Origin of the sequence: Levilactobacillus yonginensis, from assembly GCF_003946265.1 — a bacterium.
GTDB classification, from domain to species: domain Bacteria; phylum Bacillota; class Bacilli; order Lactobacillales; family Lactobacillaceae; genus Levilactobacillus; species Levilactobacillus yonginensis.
This window is the reverse complement of sequence record NZ_RHNO01000038.1, coordinates 1-11,108: the sequence shown is the minus strand read 5'-3', so window position 1 is coordinate 11,108 and position 11,108 is coordinate 1. Positions and strand designations below refer to the sequence as shown.

At 38.7% G+C, this 11,108-nt stretch carries 10 protein-coding genes and 4 pseudogenes; 5 read left to right on the top strand and 9 right to left on the bottom strand.

The features are described 5' to 3' along the window. On the top strand, nt 1–546 hold a 546-nt coding region (locus EKM87_RS11835), incomplete at its 5' end, for a recombinase family protein (protein ID WP_164506503.1). 240 nt (nt 547–786) lie between these two features. Here the strand turns inward: EKM87_RS11835 and EKM87_RS11830 are convergent. From EKM87_RS11830 to EKM87_RS12470, 7 genes and pseudogenes are all read right to left on the bottom strand, one after another. Then, entirely contained in the window at nt 787–1,773 is a 987-nt protein-coding gene (locus EKM87_RS11830; RefSeq protein ID WP_125684937.1) for an IS30 family transposase, read from the bottom strand. Nucleotides 1,774–2,014: 241 nt separating this feature from the next. After that, nucleotides 2,015–2,290: a metal-sensitive transcriptional regulator gene (locus EKM87_RS11825; protein WP_063285102.1), complete on the bottom strand. Its 276-nt coding sequence runs from the start codon at nt 2,288–2,290 to the stop codon at nt 2,015–2,017. 18 nt (nt 2,291–2,308) lie between these two features. Then, entirely contained in the window at nt 2,309–4,780 is a 2,472-nt protein-coding gene (locus EKM87_RS11820) for an FAD-dependent oxidoreductase (protein WP_125684935.1), read from the bottom strand. A gap of 278 nt (nt 4,781–5,058) precedes the next feature. Then, a pseudogene (locus EKM87_RS11815) lies at nt 5,059–6,088 on the bottom strand (IS30 family transposase). 484 nt (nt 6,089–6,572) lie between these two features. Continuing rightward, nucleotides 6,573–6,842, bottom strand: a complete 270-nt coding sequence (locus EKM87_RS11810) for a metal-sensitive transcriptional regulator (RefSeq protein WP_003643024.1) — start codon at nt 6,840–6,842, stop codon at nt 6,573–6,575. Nucleotides 6,843–6,865: 23 nt separating this feature from the next. Beyond that, nucleotides 6,866–7,186, bottom strand: a complete 321-nt coding sequence (locus EKM87_RS11805; RefSeq protein ID WP_003643543.1) for a thioredoxin family protein — start codon at nt 7,184–7,186, stop codon at nt 6,866–6,868. 176 nt (nt 7,187–7,362) lie between these two features. Next, nucleotides 7,363–7,605, bottom strand: a pseudogene (locus tag EKM87_RS12470) (heavy metal translocating P-type ATPase); the annotation flags it as partial. On the opposite strand from EKM87_RS12470, the pseudogene EKM87_RS11800 reads away from it, so the two are divergent. Together EKM87_RS11800 and EKM87_RS12575 are read left to right on the top strand one after the other, a co-directional pair. Further along, a pseudogene (locus tag EKM87_RS11800) lies at nt 7,596–8,030 on the top strand (IS30-like element ISLpl1 family transposase); the annotation flags it as partial. The pseudogenes EKM87_RS12470 and EKM87_RS11800 overlap by 10 nt on opposite strands. A 318-nt stretch (nt 8,031–8,348) precedes the next feature. Continuing rightward, nucleotides 8,349–8,481, top strand: a pseudogene (locus EKM87_RS12575) (aspartate racemase); the annotation flags it as partial. 319 nt (nt 8,482–8,800) lie between these two features. Here EKM87_RS12575 and EKM87_RS11785 read toward each other — a convergent pair. Beyond that, on the bottom strand, nt 8,801–9,163 hold the full coding sequence (locus EKM87_RS11785; RefSeq protein ID WP_027822616.1) for a hypothetical protein: 363 nt from the start codon (nt 9,161–9,163) through the stop codon (nt 8,801–8,803). Between the two features lie 26 nt (nt 9,164–9,189). Then, entirely contained in the window at nt 9,190–9,630 is a 441-nt protein-coding gene (locus EKM87_RS11780; protein WP_027822617.1) for a MarR family winged helix-turn-helix transcriptional regulator, read from the bottom strand. A gap of 136 nt (nt 9,631–9,766) precedes the next feature. Between EKM87_RS11780 and EKM87_RS11775 the strand changes: the two genes are divergently transcribed. Beyond that, nucleotides 9,767–10,204, top strand: coding sequence for an OsmC family protein (locus tag EKM87_RS11775; protein ID WP_010495033.1), 438 nt, complete (start codon nt 9,767–9,769; stop codon nt 10,202–10,204). 11 nt (nt 10,205–10,215) lie between these two features. Continuing rightward, on the top strand, nt 10,216–10,638 hold the full coding sequence (locus EKM87_RS11770; RefSeq protein ID WP_010495029.1) for an OsmC family protein: 423 nt from the start codon (nt 10,216–10,218) through the stop codon (nt 10,636–10,638). The last annotated feature ends 470 nt before the right edge of the window (nt 10,639–11,108 follow it).

The following is an 11,108-nucleotide window of genomic DNA, read 5'->3' as shown; positions in this document are numbered from 1 at the left end:
CAACATTTAGATCGACAGTTAGCGGCTTTAAAAGACGTTGATAAATTATTTACGGATAAATTAAGTGGGGCTAACACCAAGCGACCTGAACTGCAAAAAATGCTGGCCTATATCCGTGAAGGCGATATTGTCCTGGTTACTGAATTAGACCGCTTGGGCCGAAACAACCAGGACTTAACTAAGATTATGAACACCATTCAGAACAAAGGTGCCACCCTAGATGTGTTGAATTTGCCGTCCATGACGGGGATTGCGGATCCTAACTTGCGTCAACTGATGACTAACTTAATCATTGAACTGTATAAGTATCAGGCCGAAAGTGAACGGAAGCGGATTATTAAGCGTCAACAACAGGGGATTTTCCTGGCCAAACAGCAGGGGAAATATCATGGGCGCAAACCCCAATATACCGAAGATGATCCCCGCTTACTACATGCTTTTAAACTTTATCAGACGGGCATGAGTGATGTAGATGTTGCCCGTAAGACTGGAATTAAGCGAACAACCTTCATAAGATATCGAAAAAAGTTTGGCATCAATAGGTGATAAAAGATAAATTCGAAGACAATTTGACTTTAATATTCATTCATAGCGGAAAGGATAAACTAATATATATCGTCTCATCAACATATTACATTATCTTAATTACTTACATTTCATATGAAGGAGAAAAACATGAAACTAAACTTTGAGACCATTGGAAATACAATGCTTAACATTATCAGTAGTACGGTGGTTGTTTTACCATTCATGATTTTTTTGGAGAGCGTAAAATATGGCGAATTGTCAAACTAAGTGCAACGGTTTGTCAAAAAATACTTCATATGGGGTTTCATAGTTTAACACTTTGCGAGGACGTTGATTTAACTGCTTTTGGCAGTGCTCAACGTCCTGTTCCGTATAATTACCAATATCTGTTCGCTTGGGAAAATATTCCCGAATTAATCCATTTGTATTCTCATTTGTTCCACGCTGTTCAGGCGAATATGGATCGGGCCAATAGACAGTAACACCTAACCTTTCGCTGATTTCATCAAGATGAAGAAATTCGGTCCCATGATCTGGTGTAATAGAATGAACAAATTCTTTAGGAATGGCCCCTAACAGTTCAACTAAGCCTTTATTTATCTCCTGCGAGTCCTTTTGCGCAACCTTTTTGATAAACGTAAGCCGACTAAGCCGATCGACAACCGTTAAAAGGATGGAGTGACCCGTTCGACCAATCACAGTATCAATTTCCCAGTCTCCGATCCGTTTACGCTGATCAATGAACTTAGGTCGCTCGTGGATTGATATATAATCAACTTTTGCTTCCTCATGGCGGCGTTCACCCTTAGGGTGACGTATACGGCCACGGTGACGCAACCTCCGTTTGATTCCTGTATCTCCATGTGAATGGTAAGGTCGATTTAAGTTATGCCGTTTAATATGGCGATAGATAGTTGTATAGCTGACGCAAAAATAGTTTTCATGAGTTAGTCTATTAGCTATTTGTTGTGGTGACCAATGGCTATCAAGAATCAGTTTTGCCACTAACTCACATAATTCTTCACATTGATCTAGCAAAAGCGGTTTATGACATTTTGCACGCTGCTTTCTATAATCATTTTCTGCTTCACTTGGTGAATAATTTCCTTTACAGCGCCGGATTTCGCGTGAAATGGTGCTAGGTGACCGTTTTAACCGATATGCAATTGATCGAATTGAATGCCCTCTTGCTTGAAGTTTTAGAACACTTTCTCGTTCAAATATAGTAAGATGTTTGTAGCTCATAACGGGTACTCCTTGTGTTTTTTCTTAGTCGTTAAACATTGTACCCGTTATGGGTCTTTTTTTATTCAATTAGTGTTGCACTTGGATTGTAAATTAAAGGTTTATTAAAAAAGGACTTGAAGCATTGGGTGCTTCAGGTCCTTTTTGTGGTTGTAGTTTGTTTTATAGTAGTTAACTGTTTTGATTAATTATTTCGTCAATTCAAATCAAATTATTCTTGATGACTTTTTTGATTGACTTTTTATTTTTTGATGATCATGTTGATAGCTTGTTCGAGTTTTTTCGATTGAGCTGCTGGGTCACCTTCTGGATTTTCTACGCAATCTTTCAAGTTGTTGGCTACTACCATGCCCATTACGCGATCGATGCTTGATCTGACGGCGCTTAACTGTGTCATTACGTCCATGCAATCTTTGTCATCGTTGATCATTTTTTGGATGCCACGGATCTGGCCTTCAGCCCGGCTTAAACGATTGATGACTTTCTTTGTTTCTTCTTCACTGCGAACTGTATCCATGATTTTCCTACTTTCTACTTAAATGAATAAGTTTAGGTTGGAGTTTTCTGTGTCTCCAAGATATGTGGCGACACCGCCATACTCAACGAAACTATAAAGCTCTTCTTTTTTAACGCCCATTAGTCCCATGCTCATTGTGCAAGCTACGAATTTGATACCCAAGTCGTTTGCTTTTCTGATCATGACTGGGAGTGGATCGACGTTATTTTTCTTCATAACTGATTTTATCATTTTTGAGCCTAAACCGCCCATATTCATGGTTGAAAGTGGTAATTTGTCTGCTCCACTTGGTAGCATCATGTCGAACATCTTTGCTACACCGTGCTTCTTGACTTTGTTTTTCTTCAAAACATTCAAGCCCCAAAAAGTGAAGAACATGGTTACTTTTTTACCCATAGCTGCCGCTCCGGTAGCGATTATCAAAGAAGCTAGTGCTTTGTCGAGATCACCATCAAAGACTACCATAGTCGCTCCTTCTTTAGTTTCATGAAGCTGACCATCGTTTAAAGCTAATTCGGCAGCTAATTCAGGATCTTGTTTAACTGGAGCGCTTGCTCCTTGCCCCTTCTGAACCGTAGCAACTACTGTATCACCATCAATATCATTGGAAAGAACTTTATTTCCGGTATTTTTGGCCCATGACTCGATATCGGCGCTAAAGCCAAAATCGCTCGCTTTGACTACCATTTTTTGACCATCGTCCATTTTATCCATGTGTTGTTTAACTTTTAAAATGGGACCTGGGCATTGTAAGCCACAGGCATCTACTTGTAGTGTTTTTAAATTGTTCGAACTGGAACCACTGGATGTTTTGACTTTATTTTTTGAAAAAAGTTTATTCTTGATCTCATATTTAGCGATCTTGTAAGTTTTGAAACCACCATCAATATTGACCACGTCAAAACCATCATTAGCTAAAACTCTTGAGGCATTGTATCCTCTCAACCCAACCTGGCAATAGACATAAATCGTCTTGTCCTTTGGTAATTCATTGAGACGATCGCGTAATTGATTGAGCGGGATCAATTTACTACTTGGAATCTTACCGGTAGTTAATTCAAAGTCATTTCTAACATCAATGATCGTAGCTTTCTCATCCACCAAACGATCAACTTGATCCCATTCGATAGTCTTAGTCCGATGATTGATCTCGTTATCAGCCACGTAACCTAACATATTTACTGGGTCTTTTGCACTTGAATATGGTGGAGCATATGACAATTCGATCGAGCTCAATTCGTCAACTTTGGCTCCAAATCTCATTGCTGTGGAAATGACATCGATCCGTTTCTCAACGCCTTTTGTTCCAACTGCTTGTGCTCCCAATATCTGCTTGTCATCGTTATAAAGTAGTTTTAGATTGATGGGACTAGCGCCAGGATAATAGCCAGCACTTGAATTTGGATGAATGTGAATGACGTGATAAGGAATATTTTGACGTTGCAAGGTTTTTTCGTTGTCACCTGTTGAAGCTGCCGTCAGTTCAAATACTTTGGCAACAGATGTACCCTGTGTTCCCGGATATTCTGCCGGAATGCCATTAATAATGTCAGCCACTAAACGACCTTGACGATTAGCTGGCCAAGCCAATGGGATATTGGTCTCTGAACCATCCACTAAGTTATTGACTTGGATCACGTCACCAATGGCATAAATATTAGGATAGTTAGTTTGAAGCTGTTTATTGACTTTGATTGCATTCTTGAATCCCAGCTCGATCTTAGCATCCTTGGCTAAATCGTTAGCTGGAGTAATACCGATAGACAAAATTGTCATATCCGTCTCAAGTTCTTTGCCACTTTGCAAAATTAATTTTTTGCCATCATTTTGGAATTCTGCTAGTCCGTCATTCAAATACAAGTTGACGTTATGTAAATTGATTTGTGAATGTAATTGTTGTGCCATTTCGAAATCTAAGTTCGGCATTACTTGAGATGACATTTCAACTAACTGAACATTCAAGCCCAGCTGCTTGAAATTTTCCATCATTTCTAGACCGATAAAACCACCGCCAATGATCGTGGCAGTTTGCACATTGTGATCAGCAATATATTTCTTGATCTGATCCATGTCGGGAATATTTCTCAAAGTAAAAGTATTCTTGGCATCAGCTAAACCTTTGATTTTAGGCACGATTGGCTTAGCACCAGTAGAGATGATCAATTCATCAAAACTTTCATCATAAGTCTCACCTGATTGCGTATTATGAACGGTAACGGTATTTTTTTCAGGATCGATCTTAGTAACATCAGAAAAATTACGGACATCTAAGCCATATTGTTTTTCCATACCCTCTACGGTTTGGACCATTAGACTATCACGCTCTTTGATAGTACCACCAATATAATAAGGCAAGCCGCAGTTTGCGAACGAAATGTATTCCCCCTTGTCGAATAAAATAATTTCATCATCCTCATTTAAACGACGAAGACGTGTCGCTGCAGTAGCGCCTCCTGCAACACCACCAATGATAAGTATTTTCTTTGCCATATTGAACACCTCATTTATTATTTTGTTATTCTTTTCACAAAAAAATATACCACCAGCGGTATATTAAGTCAAACCCATTCATATCCATTGTTTGAACTGTATTTGTAAAAATTCCAATCTAGAAACAGTGCGTAACACTTGACGCAGAGATTTTCATCATACCCTGATGATGTATTTTTAGCCCAAAAAAATAACATTCAAAAAAATTGAATGTTATTAATTTCCCGAATTGTCAAACCAAGTGCAACACTTTGATCTATTCTAATAAATTGGTATAGCTAGTCAGCCAGTTCGGGAACAATGTCCGCCGGACATTTATAACCCAAGCATTTTCTTGGACGGTGATTTAGTGTGTACTGAACCTCCTGAATATCAACTAGTGATGAGTCTTTGAATGATTTCCCCTTTGGAAAGAATTCACGTAGAAGACCATTGGTATTTTCATTAGTTCCACGTTCCCAAGGGGAGTATGGGTGCGCAAAGAAGATATCTGTTCCAGAAACATTGTTTAGCAAAGAGAACTCACTACCATTATCAAAAGTAACAGTTTGAAAGTGCTGTGCTCCGTAATCATCGATAATTGTCTGAAGTGCCTTTTGACAAGTCTGTGCATGATAATTGGGTAACTTGACAATAATTTCTAAACGGCTAAAACGTTCTGTTAATGTCATCAGAGCGGGTTCGGATTCAACACGTTTGGCTTTGACCAAATCACCTTCCCAATGGCCAAACTCAGAACGACTTTCAACAATCGATGGACGAAGTTCAATTGATTGCCCCAATACTTTCTTATTTGTTCGATTATGATGGCGACCATGATGCTTAATCCTACGGCGTAGTTTCATGGGTAAATCTTGATTACGCAACAGTAACCGTTGATCAATTAATATAGCGATACACCGTTGATGTTGAAGGACAGACTTCACTTGGATAATTCTGTTTAAACCAATGAACAAACGTATCCACGCTGTAAACCCTAGGTTTTGTTTTAAGGGCCTTTGTGAGTAAATTGATAAAGAAACTGCAGCTTGAAAACAAACCACTCCAAACACTGGCAGAACGATGCTTACGATAGACAGCTTCTCCAGTTTCGGCAAAGTACGCTGAATAAGTACAATGTTGCTGTGAGTCAATTTGGACAGCCGTGCCACGCCGAATTTCTCTAGAGATGGTACTAGGATTTCGATGAAGGCGCCGTGCAATTTGTCTAATAGACATTCCTTGTTCATAAAGTGCCTCAATTTGGCCTCGTTCATCAAATTGTAGTTGTTGATAGTGAGTATGCGTAGTATTCTTAGATTGGGTCATGAAGATTCCTTTCTTAATTTGTTTAGTCGCTTATAAGAATAGGTCTTCATGGCCTTTTTTGCTAGACCAATTGGTCTAGTTGACTAGTGTTGCACTTCAATTTTAAATCGGGGTGAATTTTTTTCATGATATTGTTTCCCAGAAAAGTGTAATCTGTGACTTTGATAGTTACTCTGATCAGTTATGGCTTCTTTCGCCGGGTTTAATGGTGGCTTGGAAAGCGTAGATATTTTTGATTTTCTGCACAGAATACTCCGGCTAAGAAAATGTTTGTAAGAGATCAGAATCATTCATTTTATAGGACAGGCCTGCAAATATAGTGTGAACACATTTGTAGATTTGTGAGAATTCACGAGACGAATGATTGATAAATCTGGAGCAAAAAATTGTTTTCTTCGGAATAAAATAAACCCCCTGAGTTTGGATTTACTCCAGATCAGGGGGTTCGCTTTACCGCGAGATTGACGACACCGTCCTTTTTGCGTTATTTGGTTTTTAGCAGTAGATCCAAGGAGTGTTCAAGATTCTGAACATCAGCCGTGGTCATCGCATCTACACAATTATTAATATTACGGGCGATGACGAGTTTCATGGCCTTGTCGATACTTGATTTCACTGCTGAAAGTTGAACCAAGACATCTTCGCAAGGACGATTTTCGTCCATCATACGTAAAACGCCGTCCAGTTGACCAGCCGAGCGTTTCAGCCGGGTCTTGATCTGCTTGCTAGTGACATATTCTTCAGTAGTTGCCATGATTCATGATGCCCCCTTCGTAATTAGGCAAGTGCTTTTTTGAGTTCGGCTTCAAAATCAGGCTTAGGACGTGCTCCGACCATGTGACTGACGACTTGGCCATCTTTCTTAATCAGGAAGGTTGGAATTCCTTGAACTTGGAATTGACTGGCCGTAGCTTGGTCATGGTCAATGTTCAATGAAACGAAGTTGACCTGATCCTTGTAAGCTGGGTCTTCAGAAAGGGACTTAAGAATTGGGTCCATCATGCGACATGGTGGGCACCAGTCTGCGCGAAAATCAATAACGGCGATACCAGTATCTGTTTCTTTGGCAAAATCTTGGTCATGTATTTCTTTAATCATTTTGAATGACTCCTCAGTAATTATTATTCATTAAACAATATACCCCCATTGGTATTTATAAGCAAGTTATTTGTCCAGATGTGACCAGTCCTAAAGCGGCCCCCCGACTAGCTGGGAAGACTAGTTGGTGGGCCGCTATTGGTGGCTAGGCCTGTAACCAAGTTGGGGAGACTTGATTAAGCTGTGGCTGCTTGAATGGTTTTAGTTGGTTGGTGCTTGTCGAACTTGGTTTGGAAATTGATTAACCGCATAGCGTTGAAGATAACGACTAAGATACTAGCTTCATGGACAAACATCCCACTGGCCATGTAGATATAACCGAAGATTAGCCCAATCAGTAGGAAGGCCACGGTGGCAATGGCGATGAAGATGTTTTCACGAGTGTTCGAGACAGTTTTCTTGGCGAGACCGTGGGCATAGTAAGGCAGTTTTATTAACTTTAATCGATCGCAAATCACGGTTCCTTTGGGCATACCGGTTAAAAGATCGGACGACAGCGACTGTTAATGAAGCACTAACTAAGTTCCTAACCACTTTTAATGGTCCGGTGCACAGCTTTACTGTGGACCGTGGCACTGAGTTTAGTGGGCTAGTATCACTTGAATCACAATATGGTATTAAGACCTATTACTGCCATGCTTATACGCCAGCTGAACGTGGTAGTAATGAACGCTTTAATCGGAATTTACGTTATTTTTATCCTAAAGGGACTCGTTTTGAGCACATTAGTGCTCAAGATTTAACGACGACGTTACTCCAAATTAACCAGCGACCGCTTAAAATACTCGACTGGCAAACACCGTATCAGGTTATGCTGACAAATTTGTCCAAAAATTCGGATTAAATTTGCAATCTACCTTATAAAAGATATTGATATTACAGCGGGTGACTTTTTCTATCAAGGAACAGCCGATAATGCTCGTCTAACCATTGTTTATGACAAGAAAACTGGACGATTAAAGGGAGCTTCCGAAATTAGCCAGACTGCTGTAGATGACATTAATAATCTGATTCCAGTGATGAGTTTGGATGTGCAACCAGATGACTGGAAGAAGAAAATGTTAATGGCATTCCCAGGATTAGCCTACAAGATTAGAAATTTAGTATAACTTATCAATATTACTTTTTATAACATAGTTAGTCCTAAGAAGGGTAAATTAAAATGCAACAATTTTTTACAATCTTAGGTGGAATGGGAACGATAGCAACCGAAAGTTATGTACGCTTACTAAAATAAGCGTACATCGACTAATCGTGACCAAGACTGTCTAGATTATCTTGTAGTTAATCATGCATGGGCAGAAATCTAGCTCAATGAAAAGAAAGCGAAAAGAAAACAGCTTAGTGCTCGTGGTATAATACAGCTGTAGGATATTGTGATGCATAGTCCAATTGGACCGCCTCTTTCCCATATGGAAAGAGTTACGACAACACAAAGCCCCTTCTGCTAGAGCCAATAGCAAAAAGGGGCTTTATTATGTCAAAATATGTATATACATATAATTTCTTCTGGCTTCTCAGTAATATTGTTACTGGGAAGCTTTTTATATAGAAAAAGCCCCACGCAAAACACGTAGGACTACCAATAGAAGAGTTGGCGTCATTGTAACACGTCTATTCTTTGCGGACAATATCATCCCTGATTATCCTGGCACCATACTTCTGGCGTAGATTAAATAGCTTCTTCTTAGGAAAGGCGTGGGTCAGCACGGGAATGTCCCATTCCTTTTGAAATGCCATTAGCACCTCAACAAACTCATCATATGTAAAGTCAGAGAAGGGGAGCTGTGCAGCGATTGTAGTATAGACTCCAGGGTTAAATTTGCTATGTGCCTCCGCTGTGATATTGTATTTCTCGCTAAGATCGGTAATGGAGACCCAAAGGTTAAGTTTACCGTGAGTGTGCTGCTTGAAATCAGCAATAATCTCATTGCCTTTCTTAATTGCTAATCTAACATTACGAGTTTGATTTTTCATGATTAAATCACCTATAACACACGAAACTAGCTTAGTGCTTTTTTAGCATTTCTGATCATCTTATCAAAGACGTTGGCTACAATATCCAGTTCCTTTTGGCTTAATCCTTTAGTCATTGTCTTTTGGTATTCAATAACAATACTCAAGATCTCGTTATACTTTTTAATTCCATCTTCTGTTAGGGATATTAGCTTTTTGCGGTGATCTTTACTGTCTTGTTGCTGATATATTAATCCTTCATCATCAAGTCTTTGGACTATTTTGACCATACTAGGTCCAGTAATTCCTACTAATTTAGCTAAATTGTTTTGGGAAATTATATCGTGAGAATTAATAAAGTATAGAGAAATCCATGTATTGTAGGTAACGCCAACATCTTTCAAGCGGTCAGTAAGCACCGCTTTGAAAAGTTTGGAGCTAGTGTTGGTAGTAAACATTAAGCAATCTTCCAGGGTAAATTTAGTCACGGCATTTCACTCCTTACAATATGATTTTATCATAGTTTTCTGATTAGATAGTTAGTTAACTATTGATTTAAAAATTGAAAATACTATAATAATTACTGAAAGCGCTTTTAGTATATATTTGAAAGGAATGCTGACTATGACAAAGTACAGTGTAACCGCTAGAAAGACTAATTCAAGTTTACAAGTTGATGCTCATACACGTGGAATTCACAATACATTAGACGAGCCGAAAGCAAACGGGGGAACGAATACTGGACTTAATCCGGTTGAATTAGAGCTTGGCTCCCTCGGTGCTTCGCTCCAAGAAACAGCACGGAAACTTTCTGCATCAAATAACTTTAATTACCAAAAACTCGAAATAAGTCTTGAAGGGGACCTAGATTTTAGGGGATTTATGGGTGATCCAAATGTTCGGAATGGGTTCCAAGAAATTCGGATATCCTTTAATTTTGAAACAAGTCAAAGTAAGGAAGAATGTCAGAAGTTTGTTGAATTAGTTGAAAAAAGTTCTCCTATCTTTGACACGCTAGTTAACGGGACTAATGTCATTATTGATAACATTATTAAGGATTAGGAGGTATTATTATGGCTATCACAACGTTTAAGGCAAAGGTCGTAAGTACAGATGATCCTAACAAGTACATCTCTTATTCACGTGATTTCACAGTTAAATTTCAAACGAATGAATTAAATAATGGATACGATGAAGGAATTACTCCTAATGAAGGGATCTTATGTGCACTTGGGGCATGTGAGGATATTGTTGCAGCTTCCTTCTACAAAAAAGAAAAATTTGAATATAGTTCATTGTACATTCCTGTTAGAGGAGAGATTTCTGGGAAGCGTCCAGGATTTGATAATATTGGTGTTGATATTCACTTCAGGACACCAAAGGAAAAGACAGAGATAACCAAATTCGTTAAATTCATGGAAGATACTTGTCCTGTCAGAGATAATTTGGTTAATACAGTACCAATTGTAACTAAAGAAGTTAAATCTGAAAAATAGTAGTGGCTGAGTAAGATGGCAACAAATATAAAAGCGTCCTATTTTGGGACGCTTTATTGTTTAAACAATTATCTTCTACTTTATTGATTCAATGCAACTAGGTCCACCATCTTTGAAGCGGCCCTGCATTTTGTGTACATCTGTTATAGCATGAATGAGCAGCGGTTGATAAACAGATGCTATATGGTTGCTATATATTTGCAAAGTAGGGTATTAAATCGCTTATATCGACCTGTCATTAAAATTCTTGTTTTAATGCGTTTATATTTTAAAACCGTTTTGGATGCCTATATTTATCTATATCTAACACGATCTATTTGGTAGCGTCAAGAATCTTGTGTAAATGAAATGCCTTCGTACATATAATATGTAGTTAATTTAAATAAAGGATGATTCCAAGGTGTCCTGGAGTCCTTTGAACCCTCGGTGGATCCGCTTCAGAGACTTCTCGTTATAAACATTAAACTGAG